This is a genomic window from Streptomyces chartreusis NRRL 3882 (genome assembly GCF_900236475.1).
Lineage (GTDB): Bacteria > Actinomycetota > Actinomycetes > Streptomycetales > Streptomycetaceae > Streptomyces > Streptomyces chartreusis_D.
In genome coordinates this window covers 6,848,495-6,866,883 of record NZ_LT963352.1, presented here as the reverse complement: position 1 = coordinate 6,866,883, position 18,389 = coordinate 6,848,495, and the positions used below count along the sequence as shown (strand labels likewise).

13 protein-coding genes are annotated in these 18,389 nt (G+C 71.2%); 1 reads left to right on the top strand and 12 read right to left on the bottom strand.

Annotated elements, in window-relative coordinates:
* The first annotated feature begins 26 nt into the window (after positions 1 to 26).
* Positions 27 to 2,705, top strand: a complete 2,679-nt coding sequence (locus SCNRRL3882_RS31015; protein ID WP_010039694.1) for an ABC transporter permease — start codon at positions 27 to 29, stop codon at positions 2,703 to 2,705.
* Positions 2,706 to 2,771: 66 nt separating this feature from the next.
* On the opposite strand, the gene pgi is transcribed toward SCNRRL3882_RS31015, so the two are convergent.
* The 12 genes from pgi to uvrC all read right to left on the bottom strand — a co-directional run bounded on the left by pgi (position 2,772) and on the right by uvrC (position 18,383).
* Entirely contained in the window at positions 2,772 to 4,424 is a 1,653-nt protein-coding gene (pgi, locus tag SCNRRL3882_RS31010; protein ID WP_102514884.1) for a glucose-6-phosphate isomerase, read from the bottom strand.
* Between the two features lie 69 nt (positions 4,425 to 4,493).
* Positions 4,494 to 5,762, bottom strand: a complete 1,269-nt coding sequence (locus tag SCNRRL3882_RS31005) for an MFS transporter (protein WP_010039687.1) — start codon at positions 5,760 to 5,762, stop codon at positions 4,494 to 4,496.
* 135 nt (positions 5,763 to 5,897) lie between these two features.
* Positions 5,898 to 6,233, bottom strand: coding sequence for an RNA polymerase-binding protein RbpA (locus tag SCNRRL3882_RS31000; RefSeq protein ID WP_003976875.1), 336 nt, complete (start codon positions 6,231 to 6,233; stop codon positions 5,898 to 5,900).
* A gap of 208 nt (positions 6,234 to 6,441) precedes the next feature.
* Complete coding sequence (gene secG / locus SCNRRL3882_RS30995; protein ID WP_029181151.1) at positions 6,442 to 6,672, bottom strand: preprotein translocase subunit SecG; 231 nt, start codon at positions 6,670 to 6,672, stop codon at positions 6,442 to 6,444.
* A gap of 101 nt (positions 6,673 to 6,773) precedes the next feature.
* Positions 6,774 to 7,550, bottom strand: a complete 777-nt coding sequence (tpiA, locus tag SCNRRL3882_RS30990) for a triose-phosphate isomerase (RefSeq protein WP_010039684.1) — start codon at positions 7,548 to 7,550, stop codon at positions 6,774 to 6,776.
* A gap of 6 nt (positions 7,551 to 7,556) precedes the next feature.
* The gene (locus SCNRRL3882_RS30985) at positions 7,557 to 8,768 is read right to left on the bottom strand and encodes a phosphoglycerate kinase (RefSeq protein WP_010039683.1); all 1,212 of its coding nucleotides are present in this window, start codon (positions 8,766 to 8,768) and stop codon (positions 7,557 to 7,559) included.
* A gap of 142 nt (positions 8,769 to 8,910) precedes the next feature.
* On the bottom strand, positions 8,911 to 9,918 hold the full coding sequence (gene gap / locus SCNRRL3882_RS30980) for a type I glyceraldehyde-3-phosphate dehydrogenase (RefSeq protein WP_010039682.1): 1,008 nt from the start codon (positions 9,916 to 9,918) through the stop codon (positions 8,911 to 8,913).
* Between the two features lie 271 nt (positions 9,919 to 10,189).
* A complete protein-coding gene (locus SCNRRL3882_RS30975; RefSeq protein ID WP_010039681.1) occupies positions 10,190 to 13,144 on the bottom strand; it encodes a M14 family metallopeptidase in 2,955 nt (984 codons plus the stop codon).
* Between the two features lie 151 nt (positions 13,145 to 13,295).
* Entirely contained in the window at positions 13,296 to 14,285 is a 990-nt protein-coding gene (gene whiA, locus SCNRRL3882_RS30970) for a DNA-binding protein WhiA (RefSeq protein WP_010039680.1), read from the bottom strand.
* Positions 14,276 to 15,355, bottom strand: a complete 1,080-nt coding sequence (locus tag SCNRRL3882_RS30965; RefSeq protein ID WP_029181150.1) for a gluconeogenesis factor YvcK family protein — start codon at positions 15,353 to 15,355, stop codon at positions 14,276 to 14,278. The genes whiA and SCNRRL3882_RS30965 overlap by 10 nt, the downstream gene beginning before the upstream one ends.
* Positions 15,352 to 16,311 carry an RNase adapter RapZ gene (rapZ, locus tag SCNRRL3882_RS30960; RefSeq protein ID WP_078602825.1) on the bottom strand — a complete coding sequence of 320 codons (960 nt, stop codon included), beginning with the start codon at positions 16,309 to 16,311 and terminating at the stop codon, positions 15,352 to 15,354. The genes SCNRRL3882_RS30965 and rapZ overlap by 4 nt, the downstream gene beginning before the upstream one ends.
* Positions 16,308 to 18,383 carry an excinuclease ABC subunit UvrC gene (gene uvrC, locus SCNRRL3882_RS30955; protein ID WP_010039676.1) on the bottom strand — a complete coding sequence of 692 codons (2,076 nt, stop codon included), beginning with the start codon at positions 18,381 to 18,383 and terminating at the stop codon, positions 16,308 to 16,310. The genes rapZ and uvrC overlap by 4 nt, the downstream gene beginning before the upstream one ends.
* Positions 18,384 to 18,389: the final 6 nt, after the last annotated feature.

Below are 18,389 nucleotides of genomic sequence, written 5' to 3'. Positions count from 1 at the left end.
GACGATCCCCGGAAGGGCTGACCCGTATGCGAGCCACCCTGCGCTGGGCGCACTCCGATCTGCGCACGCACCGCGGCGAGGCGCTGTTCCTCGTCCTCGCCACCGCGGGCATCGTCGCCTCCCTGCTGCTGGCCACGGCCCTGTTCGGGTACGCCACCAACCCCTGGCAGCGCGTGTTCACACAGTCGCACGGCGCGCACGTGTGGCTGCACACCGACACCGCGGCCGACACCGGCAAGCTGGCCGCGCTGGACGGCGTCGACTCCGTCGCCGGTCCCTACCCCACGGCCTCCACCACCGTCTCCTCGCGCGGCAGCCGCGCCGCCGTCGAACTGCGCGGCACTCCGGAGCGCCCGTCCGTCGGCCGCCCACCGCTCGTCTCCGGCCACTGGCTGGACCCCGCGACCCCGAACGGTGTGGTCCTGGAGAGCCGCCTCGCCCGCGCGCTGCTGGCCGAGCCCGGCGACACCCTCACCGTGCCCGGCACGGCCCGCGAACTGACCGTCGTGGGCCTCGCCGACAGCGCCGAGCCGCGCTACCGGCCCGGTGAGCAGCCGGGCCTGGTCTGGGCGCTGCCGTCGGCCGTGCCGGACCCCGGCGGCCAGGTGATCGGGCTACGGCTGACCGACCCGGGCGACACCTCCTACATCGTCCAGCGTGCCGTCACCGTGCTGGGAGCCGGGGCGATCGGCGAGGTCTCCACCTGGCAGCAGGCCCGCGCCGAGGCCCAGGGCGACAACCGGCTGCTCGGTCAGGTGCTGGGCCTGTTCGGGCTGGGCGCGCTGGTCGCGGCCGGGCTGGCCGTGCACGGGGCGATCGGCACGCGTATCCGCGGCCATCTGCGGGACCTCTCCGTGCTGAAGGCGATCGGCTTCACCCCCGGCCAGGTGGTCCGCATCTTCCTGCTCCAGCACCTCGCCTACGCGCTCCTGGGTGCCGTGGTCGCCGCCGCGCTGGCCGAGGCCCTGGGCAGCCGGATCCCGGGACGGCTCGGGGACGCGGTCGGCGTGTGGCAGGGGCTGCCCGGACACACCGTGGCGCTGTTCGTCATACCGGTGGGTGCGGTGCTGTTCATCGGCGCGACCACCGGGCTGGCCGCCTGGCGGGCGGGCCGCGTGCCACCGGTGCCGGTGCAGCGCCCCGCGACGACGCTCGGCGGCCGACCGACCGGAACGACGGGCCGAGCCCTCGGTCCGCAGCCCACGGAGGGCACGCCTGACGGACGGCCGGCCGGAACGACGGACCCGGCCCCCGGACCGCTACCCGCGGAGGCTTTGTCTGGCGGACGGCCGACCGGGGCGACGAGCCGAGCCCTCGGTCCGCAGCCCACGGAGGGCACGCCTGGCGGACGGCTGATAGGGACAAGCGGACGGCTGATAGGGACAACGGGCCAGCCCTCCGGACCGCAGGCCACGGAGGCTGCGCCGGACGGACGGCCGACCGGCGCGACGGGTGGGGCCCTCGGTCCGCAGACCGCGGCCGGTGCGCCTGGCGGGTGGGTGGCCGGCGGGCTGCGCCGGGTCCTCGGGCTGCGTCCGGCGGCTCCCCGGACCGGGCAGCTCTCAGACCTGGCGCGCCGCGCCCTCGGGGCGCGGGTTCCGCCCGCGCTGGTGCTGGGCTGGCACAAGGCGTTCACGCGCCGCCCCCGGTCCCTCGCCACCGTCGCCCGCCTCACCCTGCCGCTGCTGCTGATCGTCGTGGCGATGAGCGCGTGGACCACCATCGACCGCTTCCACAGCACGCCCGAACAGATCGGCCTGCCGACCGCCCTCAGCGTCCGCGCCGACACCGGCCTGAACGAGCGGCAGGCCCGCGCCCTCCTGGAACGCGACCCGCAGGTGGCCGCCGCCTACCCCGGCGTCGAGACGGCCGCCCTGGTCCCGGGCCAGACGGCGACCATCGCCCTGCGGGGCCTCGGCACCGACCGGGACCCCTACCCGTACACCCTCGCCGAGGGCCGCCCCGCGCGCGGCGCCGACGAGGCCGTGGCCGGGCAGGGGCTGCTGGACCTGCTGGACGTGCGCGTCGGCGACTGGGTGCGGATGACCGTCGGCGACCAGCCGCAGATCCTGCACATCGTGGGCCGCAGCATCGAGCCGGAGAACGCCGGCCGGATCATCTCCACGTCCCTCGACACCCTCCGCGCGAACGATCCCAGGCTCCGCCCGACCCTCTACGAGCTGCGCCTGGAACCCGGTGCCGACCCGGGGGAGGTCGCCGACCGGCTGGCCACGGCCGGGCGCGGGCACCTGGACGTGCACACCGTGACCAACCCCGCCGACGGGCTCTCCCCACTGCGCGCCGTCGTCGCCGGGCTGATCGCCGTCCTCGCCCTCATCGGGCTCATCGAGCTGCTGACCGCGATCGGCGGTACAGTCCGCGAGGGCGAACGGGACCTGCTCGCGCTGAAGGCCATCGGCCTGTCCCCCCGGCAGATCACGGCCATCACGGTCACGGCCACCGGCTGCACGGCACTGGCGGCCGTGCTCGCCGCCACCGCCCTGGGCCTGCCGCTCGCCCACTGGCTGATCGACGCCCAGGGCCGCTCCAGCGGCATCGGCGCCGGGATCGCCCAGGGCCCGTCCGCCCCGCTGATGCTGCTGCTCGGGGCGGCGGCGGTGCTCTGCGCTGCCGCACTGGCGGCCGTACCCGCGGCCCGGGCCGCCCGCCGCCGGCTGGCGGACACGCTGAGCGCGGTCGCCTGACGGACTCCGGATGCCCGGCCCGCGGGAAGCAGGCGTGCTGCCGCCCGCTTCCCGCCCGGCGGGTCGTCACTGCCGGCCGCGCAGCTCCCGGTACGTGGCGACCAGGGCCTTGGTGGAGGGGTCCAGGCCCTCGACCTCGGCGCCTTCGGTCAGCGCGGGCTCGACGCGCTTGGCGAGCACCTTGCCGAGCTCGACGCCCCACTGGTCGAAGGAGTCGATGTTCCACACCGCGCCCTGCACGAACACCTTGTGCTCGTAGAGGGCGACCAGCTGGCCGAGGACGGACGGCGTCAGCTCGGGCGCCAGGATGGTTGTCGTCGGGTGGTTGCCCTTGAACGTCTTGTGCGGCACCAGCTCCTCCGGCACACCCTCGGCCCGCACCTCCTGCGGGGTCTTGCCGAAGGCGAGCGCCTGCGTCTGGGCGAAGAAGTTGGCCATCAGCAGGTCGTGCTGCGCCTTGAGCCGGTCGCCCAGCTCCCCGACCGGCCGCGCGAAGCCGATGAAGTCCGCCGGAACGAGCTTGGTGCCCTGGTGGATGAGCTGGTAGTAGGCGTGCTGCCCGTTGGTGCCCGGGGTGCCCCACACCACCGGCCCGGTCTGCCACTCCACCTCACGCCCGTCCCGGCCGACGTACTTGCCGTTGGACTCCATGTCGAGCTGCTGGAGGTAGGCGGTGAACTTGGACAGGTAGTGGCTGTAGGGCAGCACCGCGTGCGACTGGGCGTCGTGGAAGTTGCCGTACCAGATGCCCAGCAGGCCCAGCAGCAGCGGCACGTTGGACTCGGCGGGCGCCGTCCGGAAGTGCTCGTCGACGATCCGGAAGCCTTCGAGCATCTCCCGGAAGTTGTCCGGGCCGATGGCGATCATCAGGGCCAGACCGATCGCGGAGTCGTACGAGTAACGGCCGCCGACCCAGTCCCAGAACTCGAACATGTTGGCCGTGTCGATACCGAACTCGGCGACCTTCTCGGCGTTCGTCGACAGGGCGACGAAGTGCTTGGCGACGGCGGCCTCGTCACCGAGCGCGTCCAGCAGCCAGCCGCGCGCTGACGTGGCGTTGGTGACCGTCTCGATGGTGGTGAAGGTCTTGGAGGCGATGACGAACAGCGTCTCCGCGGGGTCGAGATCCCGCACCGCCTCGTGCAGGTCGGCGCCGTCCACGTTCGACACGAAACGCACGGTCAGCGAACGGTCCGTGAAGGCGCGCAGCACCTCGTAGGCCATCGCGGGGCCGAGGTCGGAGCCGCCGATGCCGACGTTGACGACGTTGCGGATCCGCTTGCCGGTGTGCCCCGTCCACTCCCCGGAGCGCACCCGGTTCGCGAAGTCGGCCATATTGTCGAGGACCGCGTGCACGCCCGGCACCACGTTCTCCCCGTCGACCTCGATCACCGCGTCCCGCGGCGCCCGCAGCGCGGTGTGCAACACGGCCCGGTTCTCGGTGGTGTTGATCTTCTCGCCACGGAACATGGCGTCCCGGAGCCCGAAGACGTCGGTGGCTGCGGCCAGTTCGCGCAGCAGCCGCAGCGTGTCGTCGGTGACGAGGTGCTTGGAGTAGTCGACGTACAGGTCGCCGACCCGGAGGGTGTACGCGGTGCCGCGGCCGGAGTCGGCGGCGAACAGCTCGCGCAGCTGGACGTCGCCCAGCTCCTCACGGTGCTTGGCCAGTGCCGTCCACTCGGACGTCTGGTTGAGCCTGGTACGGCCGTCTGCGTTCATCTCGGACTTCAGCCTTCTTTCCTGTCCTGCCTGCGTACCTTGCCCCGCTGCCGGTCCCAACCTATTTGATCAGCGCGTGACATCGGTTGTCGTGGCGCCGTCGTCCGGCTCGACAACAACTACGTTCGCCTTGAGCGCGGGTATCAGCGCGAGGACGGACAGGACGAAGAAGGCGGCCGTGAGCAGCGGCGGGGTGTTCGGCCCCCAGGCGGTGGCGACGGCCCCGCCCAGCAGGGCGCCGAGGGGCACGCCGGCGAAGGCCAGGGTCCGGAAGGCCGAGCTGACCCGGCCCAGGAGCTCGGCGGGGCTGCGCTCCTGCATCAGTGTCGTGGTGTTGACGTTCCACACCATGCCCATGAGCCCGAAGACGGCCAGCGCGCCCACCAGCACGGTCAGGCTGCGTACGGTGCCCATGACGACGAGGGCGGCGGTCTGCACCGAGCCGGCGAGCAGCACGGACCGCAGCCGGCCGAGACGCGCGACCAGCCGGCTGTTCACCACTCCCCCGGCCAGGCTGCCCAGTGTGAAGGCCGCGCCCGCCGCCGCGTATCCCGCGGGGCCCGCGTCGAGCCAGTCGGTGACGAGGACGACCAGCATGGCGAGCTGGGTGCCCATGCCGATGTTGCACAGGGCCGTGGCGGCGCACAGGCCGCGAAGGGCCTGGTCGCGCCACAGGGTGCGCAGCCCCTGCGCGATCTCGCGGCGCAGGGTGCTGCCCGGCCGTCGCGGCTTGCGGTCGGACTCGGCGGCCGGCAGAGAGGCCACCAGTGCGGCGGCCACCAGGAACGTCACGGCGTCGGCCGCGAAGGGCACGGCGGCCCCGGCGGCCAGGAGCAGCGGGACGACGGGGCCGCCCAGCAGGCCGCCCGCGATGCGCTGGCCGGTCAGCAGCCGGGCGTTGGCGCTGCCGAGGGCGTCCCGGTCGACCAGGGCGGGCAGCAGCGCCGTGGCGGCGTTGTCGAAGAGGGTCTGGAGGCTGGTCAGGACGAAGGCCAGCACGATGAGCAGGCCGATCGAGGCGTGACCGAGGGCGACGGCGACCGCGAAGGCGGCGACCAGCAGCCCTCGTAAGGCGTCCACCGTCCACATGGCGCGCCGCTGGTCCACGCGGTCGGCGACGGCCCCGCCGAGCAGGCCGAAGACGATCCAGGGCAGATAGCCGCAGGCCGTGACGGAGGCGATGAGCAGCGGCTCGTCGGTCAGCGTGACGGCCAGCAGGGGCAGCGCCGCCGTACGCAGCGCGTCACCGAAACTGGACAGCACGGCTGCGCTCCACAGCCGTCCGAAGCCCCCGCGCCACGCGGGCGCGCGCAGGCCCCCCACCTCGACCGTCGCCACTGTTCCCCCTCTACGGTTCGCCCGATGCACAAACCGTAGAGGGCACCACTGACAATCGGTCCGCGAGCGGCCGGCCGTTGGCTGCGGAAAGCAGCTCCGGCCGGGCACCTGCTGGTGCCCGGCCGGTCTCAACTCCTAGATCTCGCCCCGCAGTTTGGCGAGCGCCTCGGCGAGGATCGCTTCGCCGTCCGCGTCGCTGCGCCGCTCCCGCACGTACGCCAGGTGCGTCTTGTACGGCTCGGTGCGCGGCGGGTCCGGCGGGTTGTCCCGGTCCTGGCCGGCCGGAAAGCCGCAGCGGGGACAGTCCCAGGTTTCGGGCACCTGCGCGTCGCTGGCGAAGCTCGGCTGGGTCTCGTGTCCGTTGGAGCACCAGAAGGAGATGCGCAGCCGCGGCGCGGACTCGCCGCGCTCGGCCTCGCCCATCGGCCCCGCCCCGACCCGGCTTCCCCGGATCGCGTTGCCACTTGCCACGGTCGTAACTCCCTGCGTGATGGTGCCGCGAAGCGAGTCGGCGTTCCGCTTCGCTGCGAGCGCCTCAGTCTACGTAAGGCCCAACGCGCGTCCAGTGATTGGAGTTACAACCCTCACACCTAGACGCAAGCCCCATGATAGGCCGCGCTTTGCCGCGCGTACCGAACATGGGGCCTTACGTACGTATTGCGTGCGCGATGCGCGTCGGTCAGTTGTTCACCTTCATCAGGATGCCGAGCACGACAATGCACGCGAACCAGAGCAGACCGACCACGACGGTGATCCGGTCGAGGTTGCGTTCGGCGACCGAGGAGCCGCCGACGGAGGACTGCATGCCGCCGCCGAACATGTCGGAGAGGCCGCCGCCCTTGCCCTTGTGCATCAGCACCAGCAGCATCATCAGCAGGCTGAAGACGATCAGGGCGATCGAGAACCCCAAAACCACGGCTGGACCAACTTCCTCGGATTCGGATGGACGACGCGGGGCCCAGCACAGTGCTGGACCCCGCAAGGGTACGACGGATCGCCGCTAGGGCCTACTCACTGGTCGCGGAAGCGCACGATCTTGACGAACTCGTCGGCGTCCAGAGAGGCGCCGCCGACCAGCGCGCCGTCGATGTCGGCCTGGGCCATGATCTCGGCGACGTTGCCGGACTTCACGGAGCCGCCGTACTGGATGCGGACCTTGTCGGCCAGCTCCTGCGAGTACAGCTCGGCGATCTTGCCGCGGATCGCCGCGCAGACCTCCTGGGCGTCCTCGGCACCGCAGACCTTGCCGGTGCCGATGGCCCAGACGGGCTCGTAGGCGATCACGATGGTCTCGGCCTGCTCGGCGGGGAGGTCCTTCAGACCGCCCTCGACCTGGGCGAGGGTGTGGGAGACGTGGTTGCCCGCCTCACGGACCTCCAGCTCCTCGCCGACGCACAGGATGGGGGTCAGGCCGTGCTTGTAGGCGGCCTTGACCTTGGCGTTCACCAGCTCGTCGGTCTCGGCGTGGTACTGGCGGCGCTCGCTGTGGCCGATGGCGACGAAGGTGCACTTCAGCTTGGCCAGCATGGGGCCGGAGATCTCGCCGGTGAAGGCACCGCCGTCGTGTGCCGAGATGTCCTGGGCGCCGTACTTGATCTTGAGCTTGTCGCCGTCGACCAGGGTCTGTACGGAGCGCAGGTCGGTGAAGGGCGGCAGGACGGCGACCTCGACGGCCTCGTAGTCCTTGTCGGCCAGGGCGAAGGCGAGCTTCTGGACGTGGGCGATGGCCTCGAGGTGGTTGAGGTTCATCTTCCAGTTGCCCGCCATCAGCGGCGTGCGCGTGCTCATAAGGGGTCAGTCCTCCAGTGCGGCGAGGCCGGGGAGCGTCTTGCCCTCGAGGTATTCGAGGGAGGCGCCGCCACCGGTCGAGATGTGGCCGAATGCCGTCTCGTCGAAGCCCAGGGTGCGCACGGCGGCGGCGGAGTCGCCGCCACCGACCACGGTGAAGCCCTGGGATTCGACGAGGGCCTGGGCGACCGCCTTGGTGCCCTCGGCGTAGTCGGGGTGCTCGAAGACGCCCATGGGTCCGTTCCAGAAGACGGTGGCGGCGTCGGCGAGCTTGGACGCGTACAGCTTGCAGGTCTCGGGCCCGATGTCCAGGCCCTCCTGGTCGGCCGGGATGGCATCCGCGGCGACGGTCGTGGGGTTGGCCGGGGCCTTGGTCTTCAGGTCCGGGAACTCGGTCGCGACCAGGGCGTCGACGGGCAGGACCAGCTCGACGCCGGTCTTCTCGGCCCGCTCGATGTACTCCTGGACGGCCGGGACCTGGTCCTCCTGGAGGAGGGACTTGCCGACCTCGTAGCCCTTGGCCTTGAGGAAGGTGTAGGCCATGCCGCCGCCGATGAGGATGCGGTCGGCCTTGCCGAGCAGCTGGTCGATGACGGCGAGCTTGTCCGAGACCTTGGCGCCGCCGAGCGCGACGACGTAGGGCCGCTGGAGGTCGTCCGTCAGCTTCTTCAGGACGGCGACCTCCTTGGCGATGAGGTAGCCGGCGGCGTGCGGCAGCCGGGCCCGGAGGTCGTAGACGGAGGCGTGCTTGCGGTGCACGGCGCCGAAGCCGTCGCCGACGTAGAGGTCCGCGAGGGCGGCGAGCTGGTCGGCGAAGGCACCGCGCTCGGCGTCGTCCTTGCTGGTCTCACCGGCGTTGAAGCGCAGGTTCTCGACGACCGCGACCTGGCCGTCGGCGAGGGCGGCGACGGTGGCCCGGGCGGACTCGCCGACCGTGTCGGTGGCGAACCGGACGTCCGCGCCGAGGAGTTCACCGAGGCGCGCGGCGGCCGGGCCGAGGGAGAAGGCCGGGTCCGGGGCGCCCTTGGGGCGGCCCAGGTGCGAGGCGACGACCACCCGGGCGCCCGCGTCGGCGAGGGCCTTGACCGTGGGCAGCACGGCGCGGATCCGGCCGTCGTCGGTGATCGTGGTGCCGTCCAGCGGCACGTTCAGGTCGGCGCGGACGAAGACCCGCCGGCCGGCGACCCCTTCGGAGAGGAGTTCGTCGATCGTCTTCATGAGGGGACTCCTGAAAGAGCTCGTGATCGCTCGTAAGCGCTCGTGATCGAACAGCTCTGATCTGTACGTGAGTCAGGGCTCGGACAGCGCATTCTCGCGCTGCCCGAGCCCTGCTCTCACATGGACGTGCCTGCTCTGTGGATCAGAGCTGGTTGCCGACGAAGACCGTCAGGTCGACGAGGCGGTTGGAGTAGCCCCACTCGTTGTCGTACCAGCCGATGACCTTCACGTTCTTGCCCTCCTGGACCATGGTCAGGGAGGAGTCGAAGGTGCAGGACGCCGGCGCGTTGACGATGTCGGACGAGACGATCGGGTCCTCCGTGTACTCGAGGATGCCCTTCAGCTCGCCCTCGGCCGCCTTCTGGAAGGCGGCGTTGACCTCTTCCTTGGTGACCTCGCGGCCGAGCTCGAGGACCAGGTCGGTGACCGAACCGGTCGGGACCGGGACGCGCATGGCCATGCCGTCCAGCTTGCCCTTGAGCTGCGGGAGGACCAGCGCGGTGGCCTTGGCGGCACCCGTGGTGGTCGGGATGATGTTCTCGGCGGCGGCACGGGCGCGGCGCAGGTCCTTGTGCGGGAAGTCCAGGATGCGCTGGTCGTTCGTGTACGCGTGCACCGTCGTCATCAGGCCCTTGACGATGCCGAAGTTCTCGTCGAGGACCTTGGCCATCGGCGCCACACAGTTGGTGGTGCAGGAGGCGTTGGAGATGACGTGGTGGTTCGCCGGGTCGTAGGTGTCCTGGTTGACGCCCATCACGATGGTGACGTCCTCGTCCTTGGCCGGAGCCGAGATGAGGACCTTCTTGGCGCCGCCGGCGATGTGCTTCTCGGCGTCGGCCTTCTTGGTGAAGATGCCGGTCGACTCGATGACGATGTCGACGCCCAGCTCGCCCCACGGGATGTCCGCCGGGTTGCGCTCGGCGAGGACCTTGATGGTCTTGTCGCCGACGGTGATGGTGTCCTCGGTGTGCGAGACCTCCTGCTTGAGGCGGCCGAGGATGGTGTCGTACTTCAGCAGGTGAGCGGTGGTCGCGGTGTCACCCAGGTCGTTGACAGCCACGATCTCGATGTCTGCACCCTGCTCCAGCAGCGCGCGGAAGTAGTTACGACCGATGCGGCCGAAGCCGTTGATGCCTACGCGGATCGTCACGAACCGATCTCCTCGTTGGTACGCCGGCCATGAAGAGCCGGCGAGCTCTGTTTGGGATGTCCCCGACCGCCTACGACCCTACCTCCCTGAGGCTGCGGTGGTGACATCCAGATGCCCCATACACGGCAGGGCGGTCCGTACCCGCCAGTAGGGGTACGGACCGCCCGTCACCGAGAGCGAGATCACTCGATTTCGCTACTCGGTGTGGTGCCTGTTGACGGAGAGTTCCCAGCTCCTGTGGGGTCACACGTCTGCGGTCCCATGTCCGCCGTCACACGTCGAGGGAGGCGAGTGCCTTTCTCATCAGTGCCGCCCGGTCGGCCGCGGTGGCGACGTGCTCCAGGCCGAAGCCCAGCAGCACGGTGTCGTCCGTGGTGACCGCGCCGTGGGTCTGGAACAGGGCCCCGGTGCGGGACCAGTCCTTGAGGACGGCCGGGCTGCCCGCGGGCGGTCCGGCGGCCTTCCAGGCGCCGAGCGAGGTCTCGAAGCCCTCGGTCTCCTTCGCCGTGCCGCCGACGACCAGCGAGGCGTCGTCGGCGAGGACGCCGTGCCCGCCGGTGCCCGGGTCGGTGACGTAGCTGATCGAGACCTCGACCGTCTTGCCGGCGTACGCGCTCAGGTCGAAGTCCACCCGCTGCCAGCCGCCGGAGGCGCCGGTGAGGCTGTTCCACGACCCGGTGCTGCCGGTCGCGGTGCAGCCGTCGTCCGACAGGGTCAGGTAGTGCTTCAGCCAGGGGTGCTCACGGACGTAGAAGCCGCCCCCGCACTCGGCCGGAACGGCGGTCTTGGTGGCGCCGCCCGCCTCGGGCAGGGTCGTCCAGTCGTCGGCGCCCGCGGTGTGGGCCTCGACCAGGACGTTGTCGTAGCCGGGCTCGGTGTCCCACATCAGCTGGGTGCGCAGGGTGGGCTTGTCGGCCGCGGCGACGCCGGTGAGGTCCACGGTGCGGGTGAGGCGCTTGTAGGCGTCGTCGGTGTGGACGGCGGCGGCCATCCAGGAGCCCGCGTACGGGCCGAACGGGTTGACCGCGCCGGCGAACTGTCCGGCGCCCTTGCTCGCGAACTGCGGGAACTCGTCGGCGGGCAGTTCGTCGGAGGTGACGCCGTACCGGCCCGCCTTGTCCAGGGGGTTGCCGGGCGCGGCGGCGAGCGGGCCCGAGAAACCGCCCAGCTCGCCGGAGCCGGTGAAACCGGTGGCTCCGGCGGCCGAGGTACGGCTGTAGGCGCCCAGGTAGTACTGACTGAAGTCGTCCGAGAGCGCGCCGCCGCCGAGGTCGACGCTGCCGCCGGCCTGCTCACCGGCCTCGATCAGCCTGCCGCCCTCGTTGAGGAAGGCGCGCAGCTGGATCTGGGTGGCGTTGCCGGGGACGCTCGCACCCGTGTAGTGGACGACGGTGTCGAAGTGGCTCAGCACGCCCAGCGCGTCCGGCGCGCCCCGCTCGGCGACGTCCCAGACGAGCGCCTTGCGGCCGTTGGCCTTGAGGGCGTCCACGTACTTCTGTGCCTGCGTGGCGGCCGCGCCCTCCTCGGCGACGACGAGGGTGTCCGCCTTGGGCCGCTGGGCGACGGTGTAGGTGAAGCGCTCGCTGGAGACCTTCTTGCCGTTCCTCGTCTCCCCGGTGAACCACACCTCGACCTTGTCGCCGGGGTCGCCGTCCTTGACCTTGGCCCGGTACTCGTCGAAGTAGAGGTTGTCCTCACCGCCGTAGGTCTCGCCGCCCTTCCAGGGCTTGAGCGTCATGTCCTCGGTGCGGCCGCCGTTGACGCGGTACTTCAGCTCCTTGTCGCGCAGCGACCTGCGTGCGACGACGGAGACCTCCTGGTCGGCGCCGCGGGAGTACGACACCGGGAACGCGGCCGGGGTGAAGTCGGCGGCGCTCAGTCCGACCGACGAGGACGGCCGGTCGGGGTGGGCGGCGGACTCCGCGACGGAGAGCGCGAACGGGACGTTCTTGGCGAACTCCTGCTGGATCAGCTTCTCGTCGTCCGGGAAGGTGAAGATCGACCGGCAGTCGGACGCCTTCCACTCGTCGTCCGGGTCGGCGTTGGAGGCGGACTGACAGGTCGACATCTCGGGCGTGAACATCGCCATGCCGTTGACGTTCGCCGCGTGGCCGTCGGCTTCGCCGTTGGTGGTGTACAGCTCGGACGAGAGCTGCGGGTGGTAGCCGGGGATCGCGGAGTTCTCCGGCGTACCGGCGAGTGCCTCGTACAGGACGTCGTCCGGGGTGGGCGTGGCCACCTGCCAGCCGACTCCGTAGAGGAGGAGTTCGGCGGCGGAGTGGTAGTTGATTCCGTACGTGAAGCCGATCCGCCTCTCGAAGGCGTCCAGGGCCTTGGTCTCCGGCTCGGAGCCCGGACCGGCGCCGCGGTAGGTCTCGCTGGCGGGGTTGGGGGACGAACCCTCGTCGTCGTAGCCCCACTTGTAGGCGAAGTTGCGGTTGAGGTCGACGCCGTCGCCGGTGCCGATGGTGCCGTCGCCGTTGACGTCCCGCAGGTTCTTGCGCCACAGGCGGTTGGCGTCACCGGCGTGGGTGTGGTCGTAGCCGTCGGGGTTGGCCGAGAGGACGAACCACAGTTCGGTGGAGTCGACGATCTTCTTGACGCGCCGGTCCTTGTTGTAGTTGTCCAGGTAGTGGTGCATCAGGCGCCGGGTCATCTCCGGCGTGATCCACTCGCGGGCGTGCTGGTTGGACAGGTAGAGGACCGAGGGCTTGGAGCCGTCCTTCGTCCGCTTCGCGCCCTTGGTGAGCTTCAGCGCGAGGATGTCCTGGCCCCTGACCGTCTTGCCGATGGAGACGACCTTGGTGAGGCCGGGGTGCTCCTGCGCGGTCCTGAGGATCTCCTCCTTGAGGCCGCCCTTGCCGCTGTACGGGCGGAACACGCCCTCGGCGGCGTCCTCGACGCGGGCTTCCGCCCTGGTGGAGAGGTCGTGCTCGGTGAGGTCGACGCCCTGCTTCGACAGCTTCTTCGCCTGCTGGTCGGTCAGGTAGACCTCGATGGTGGCCGTGCCCTTCTCGGGCACCTGCTCGCCGAGTTCATGGCCGTCCTGGCCGGCCGCGAGCAGCAGGGGTACCTGCTCGCGGGTGACGTCGGCGCGGAAGACCTTGACTTCGTCCGGGTCGGACGGGGGTGAACTGTCCGGTTGTGCCTGGGCGATGGGTGCGATGCTCGCTCCGCCGATCAGGAGCGCGCCGACAGCGAGGATCGATCTCGCTCTTCGTCTCATGAACCCCCCTAGCGTGGGTTCGCCACAGCAGCGAACAGATGCCAGGCTCATGACAGTCCATGATCGAGTCAAGAGTGCCCGAACGACACGCAAAAGCCGGCGCCGACCACCCAAGTGGAGGTCTGCACCGGCTCCTTGACGGGCTGTGGGATCAGCCTACGAGATTGTCGGCCAGCTCCTCTGAGAGGTTGGCCTCCGTGCCCGGGATGCCCAGGTCGGAGGCTCGCTTGTCGGCCATGGCCAGCAGGCGGCGGATCCGGCCCGCGACGGCGTCCTTGGTCAGCGGCGGGTCGGCGAGCGCGCCCAGCTCCTCCAGGGAGGCCTGCTTGTGCTCCATGCGCAGCCGGCCGGCCGCCGCGAGGTGCTCGGGCACGTCCTCGCCGAGGATCTCCAGCGCCCGCTGCACACGGGCACCGGCGGCGACGGCCGCGCGGGCCGAGCGGCGCAGGTTGGCGTCGTCGAAGTTGGCCAGCCGGTTCGCCGTGGCCCGCACCTCGCGGCGCATCCGGCGCTCCTCCCAGGCCAGCACCGACTCGTGCGCGCCGAGGCGGGTGAGCAGGGCACCGATCGCGTCGCCGTCACGGACGACGACCCGGTCCACGCCGCGCACCTCGCGGGCCTTGGCCGCGATCGACAGGCGGCGGGCCGCCCCGACCAGGGCGAGCGCGGCCTCGGGGCCCGGGCAGGTCACCTCCAGGGAGGAGGAGCGGCCGGGCTCGGTGAGCGAGCCGTGCGCCAGGAAGGCGCCCCGCCAGGCGGCCTCGGCGTCACAGGTGGCCCCCGAGACCACCTGCGGGGGCAGGCCGCGGATCGGGCGGCCCCGCCCGTCGACCAGGCCGGTCTGGCGGGCCAGCTGGTCACCGCCCGCGACGACACGCACCACGTAGCGCGAGCCGCGGCGCAGCCCGCCCGGTGCCATCACGATCAGCTCCGAGCTGTGGCCGAAGATCTCCAGGATGTCCCGCTTGAGGCGGCGGGCCGCCATCGCCGTGTCCAGCTCCGCCTCGATCACGATCCGACCGCTCACCAGGTGAAGGCCGCCGGCGAACCGCAGAATGGCGGAGACCTCCGCCTTTCTGCAGCAGGTCCGGGTGACGGGGAGCCGGGAGATCTCGTCCTTCACCGCTGCCGTCATCGCCATGGGCCGATCCTTCCATGCATCCGAAAAATACGGTCGTACGCGGCGGCCAACAGCTCCGGGTCATGCCTCGGGGTCCCGTCGGGCCGGGCCACCGGCGCCAGCTCGACCGCGGCCCCGAACCGCTTGGCGGCATCGGTCAGGGAGTCACGGTCGGGCACGGCGGCCTCGTCGGCCAGCACCACGTCCAGGGCGAGTTTAGGGGCGTGTCGTCCCAAAACCTCCAAATGACGCTGCGGGGAGAAGCCCTCGGTTTCTCCGGGCTGCGGGGCGAGGTTCAGGGAGAGTACCCGGCGGGCCTTGGTCTGCGTGAGCGCGTCCAGCAGCTCGGGTACCAGCAGGTGCGGGATGACCGAGGAGAACCAGGAGCCGGGGCCGAGCACCACCCAGTCCGCGTCCAGGACGGCCTCGACCGCCTCGGGCACGGCCGGCGGGTCGTGCGGCACGACGTGCACGGACTGCACCTCGCCCGGGGTGAGGGCGACGGTGGCCTGGCCACGGACCGTGTCCACCTCGTCCGGGCGGGCCGGGTCGTGGCCCTTGACCAGGGCCTGGAGCTCCAGCGGGACAGCGGACATGGGCAGCACGCGCCCCTGCGCGCCGAGCAGCCGTCCGACCAGGTCGAGCGCCTGGACGTGGTCGCCGAGCTGCTCCCACAGGGCGACGATCAGCAGATTGCCGACCGCGTGCTCGTGCAGCTCGCCCTTGGACTGGAAGCGGTGCTGGATGACGCGCGCCCAGGTCTGGCCCCAGTCGTCGTCACCACAGAGCGCGGCCAGTGCCTTGCGCAGGTCGCCGGGCGGCAGCACGCCCAGTTCGTCGCGCAGCCGGCCGCTGGAGCCGCCGTCGTCGGCCACGGTCACGACGGCGGTGAGGTCGCCGGTGATCCGGCGCAGGGCGGCGAGCGAGGCGGACAGGCCCATGCCGCCGCCGAGGGCGACGACCTTGGGCTGGGTGCCCCGGCGGCGGGGTCTGCCGCCCCGGGCCTCGGCGGGCCGGCCGCCCCTTCCGTCAGTGCTGCCGTCGGGCACCACCCGGCGCAGCCGGCTCAGCCGCGGAGTACGTCGTGTCATTCGCGTCCCATGTCCCGGTGTACGACCACCGTCTCCACGCCCTCGGCGGCGAGCCGGGCGGCGAGCTTCTCCGACATGGCGACCGAGCGGTGCTTGCCGCCCGTGCAGCCCACGGCGATGGTCACGTAGCGCTTGCCCTCCCGGCGGTAGCCGGTGGCGACGAGCTGGAGGAGCTCCGTGTAGCGGTCGAGGAACTCCTTGGCGCCGGGCTGGTTGAAGACGTACCCGGAGACCTCGTCGTTGAGGCCCGTGTACGGGCGCAGCTCCGGGACCCAGTGCGGGTTCGGCAGGAAGCGGCAGTCGACGACCAGGTCGGCGTCGACCGGCAGCCCGTACTTGTAGCCGAAGGACATGACCGTGGCCCGCAGCTCCGGCTCCTCCTCGCCGGCGAACTGGGCGTCCATCTTGGCCCGCAGCTCGTGCACGTTGAGGCTGGAGGTGTCGATCACCAGGTCGGCGTCGCCGCGCAGCTCGCGCAGCAGCTCGCGCTCGGCGGCGATGCCGTCGACGATCCGGCCGTCGCCCTGGAGGGGGTGCGGGCGGCGCACCGACTCGAAGCGGCGCACCAGGGCCTCGTCGGAGGACTCCAGGAAGACGATCCTGCGGGTGACGTTCTTCGCCTCCAGGTCGGCGAGGGACTCGCGGAGGTTGTCGAAGAAGCGGCGGCCGCGGACGTCGACAACGACGGCGATCCGGGCCACGTTGCCCTGGGAGCGGGCGCCGAGCTCCACCATGGTGGGGATCAGCGCGGGCGGCAGGTTGTCGACGACGAACCAGCCGAGGTCCTCCAGACACTTCGCGGCCGTCGAGCGGCCGGCCCCGGACATGCCGGAGATGATCACCAGCTCGGGGATGGCCGCGTCCGGGACTGCGGCCTTGTCGTTGGGCGTGCCCGTACTCACCTGTGCTCCGTCTCCGGTTCGCTCTTCTTGCCCGTCGTGCTCGTTCACATTCATGTCTCCTGCCCCCGTCGTTCGTCCGGGGCGCCCGTCCGCACGGGCTCCCCACCGGAACCCATGGTGCCGGGTTCCTCTTCCATGATCTCTCCAGTCGCCGTGTTGACGGCGGGTGCGGCCGGGGCCGCCTGGGCGAGGGCCGCCGCGATCGTCTCGGCGGTCTTGCGGCCTATGCCGGGAACCTCGCAGATCTGGTCGATGGTGGCGGATCGCAATTTCTTCAACGAACCGAAGTGCTTCAGGAGTGCCTGCTTGCGGGTGTCCCCGAGGCCGGGGACGTCGTCCAGGGGGCTGGACCGGAAGCGCTTGGACCGCTTGGTGCGCTGGTAGGTGATCGCGAAGCGGTGGGCCTCGTCACGGACCCGCTGGAGCAGGTACAGGCCCTCGCTGGTGCGGGGCAGGACCACCGGGTCGTCGTCGCCGGGCAGCCAGACCTCCTCCAGGCGCTTGGCGAGGCCGCACACGGCGATGTCGTCGATACCGAGCTCGTCCAGGGCCCGCTGGGCCGCCGCGACCTGCGGGGCGCCGCCGTCGACGACCACGAGCTGGGGCGGGTAGGCGAACTTCTTGGGGCGGCCGTCGTCCTCGGTGGGGCCGGTCCCGACGATCTCGCCGTTCCCGTCGATCTCAGGGGTCTCGGCGTTCTCGCTGTCGGTCCACTCCCCCGTTTTCTCCTTCTCGGCGAGGTAGCGGCGGAAGCGGCGGGTGATCACCTCGTGCATGGAGCGAACGTCGTCCTGCCCCGCGAAGCCCTTGATCTGGAAGCGGCGGTACTCGCTCTTGCGGGCCAGGCCGTCCTCGAAGACGACCATGGAGGCCACCACGTCGTCGCCCTGGAGGTGGGAGATGTCGTAGCACTCGATCCTGAGCGGGGCGCTGTCCAGGTCGAGGGCGTCGGCGATCTCCTCCAGGGCGCGCGAGCGCGTGGTGAGGTCGGAGGCGCGCTTGGTCTTGTGCAGCACGAGCGCCTGCTGGGCGTTGCGCTGCACGGTCTCCATGAGGGCCTTCTTGTCGCCGCGCTGCGGGACGCGCAGCGAGACGCCCGAGCCGCGCCGGCCGGCGAGCCACTCCTGGACGGGCTCCACGGGGTCGGGCAGGGCGGGGACGAGGACCTCCTTGGGGACCGCGTCGCCCGTCTCCTCGCCGTACAGCTGCTGGAGGGCGTGCTCCACGAGGGCGCCGGTGGTGATCTCCTCCACCTTGTCGGTGACCCAGCCGCGCTGGCCGCGTACCCGTCCGCCGCGTACGTGGAAGATCTGGACGGCCGCCTCCAGCTCGTCCTCGGCGACCGCGATCAGGTCGGCGTCGGTCGCGTCGGCGAGCACGACCGCGTTCTTCTCCATGGCCTTCTTCAGGGCCCCGATGTCGTCGCGCAGCCGGGCCGCCCGCTCGTACTCCATCTCCTCGGCCGCCTCGCCCATCTGCTTCTCCAGGCGGCGGATGTACGTGGCCGTGCGGCCGGTCATGAAGTCACAGAACTCGTCGGCCAGTTCGCGGTGCTCCTCGGCGGAGACCCGGTCCACGCACGGGGCGGAGCACTTGCCGATGTAGCCGAGGAGGCAGGGGCGGCCCGTCCGGGCGGCGTTCTTGAAGACGCCGGCCGAGCAGGTGCGCACGGGGAAGACGCGCAGCAGCAGGTCGACGGTGTCGCGGATCGCCCACGCGTGCGCGTACGGCCCGAAGTAGCGGACGCCCTTCTTCTTGTGACCGCGCATCACCTGCACGCGCGGGTACTCCTCGTTCATCGTCACCGCGAGGTACGGGTAGCTCTTGTCGTCGCGGTACTTGACGTTGAACCGGGGGTCGTACTCCTTGATCCACGAGTACTCCAGCTGGAGCGCCTCGACCTCCGTGGACACCACCGTCCACTCCACGGACGCGGCCGTGGTGACCATGGAGCGGGTGCGCGGGTGCAGGCCCGCCAGGTCCTGGAAGTAGTTCGCCAGGCGCTGGCGCAGGCTTTTCGCCTTTCCGACGTAGATCACCCGGCGGTGCTCGTCACGGAACCTGTAGACCCCCGGCGAGTCGGGGATCTCACCCGGTTTGGGGCGGTAGCTGGAGGGGTCGGCCATGTCTCA

What these genes read in the sequence shown, in the direction of transcription:
- uvrC (WP_010039676.1), bottom strand. Translation starts at nt 18,383, where the DNA reads ATGGCCGACCCCTCCAGCTACCGCCCCAAACCGGGTGAGATCCCCGAC.
- tpiA (WP_010039684.1), bottom strand. Translation starts at nt 7,550, where the DNA reads ATGAGCACGCGCACGCCGCTGATGGCGGGCAACTGGAAGATGAACCTC.
- pgi (WP_102514884.1), bottom strand. Translation starts at nt 4,424, where the DNA reads ATGAACGCAGACGGCCGTACCAGGCTCAACCAGACGTCCGAGTGGACG.
- SCNRRL3882_RS30975 (WP_010039681.1), bottom strand. Translation starts at nt 13,144, where the DNA reads ATGAGACGAAGAGCGAGATCGATCCTCGCTGTCGGCGCGCTCCTGATC.
- rapZ (WP_078602825.1), bottom strand. Translation starts at nt 16,311, where the DNA reads ATGAATGTGAACGAGCACGACGGGCAAGAAGAGCGAACCGGAGACGGA.
- whiA (WP_010039680.1), bottom strand. Translation starts at nt 14,285, where the DNA reads ATGGCGATGACGGCAGCGGTGAAGGACGAGATCTCCCGGCTCCCCGTC.
- SCNRRL3882_RS30965 (WP_029181150.1), bottom strand. Translation starts at nt 15,355, where the DNA reads ATGACACGACGTACTCCGCGGCTGAGCCGGCTGCGCCGGGTGGTGCCC.
- SCNRRL3882_RS31015 (WP_010039694.1), top strand. Translation starts at nt 27, where the DNA reads ATGCGAGCCACCCTGCGCTGGGCGCACTCCGATCTGCGCACGCACCGC.
- SCNRRL3882_RS30985 (WP_010039683.1), bottom strand. Translation starts at nt 8,768, where the DNA reads ATGAAGACGATCGACGAACTCCTCTCCGAAGGGGTCGCCGGCCGGCGG.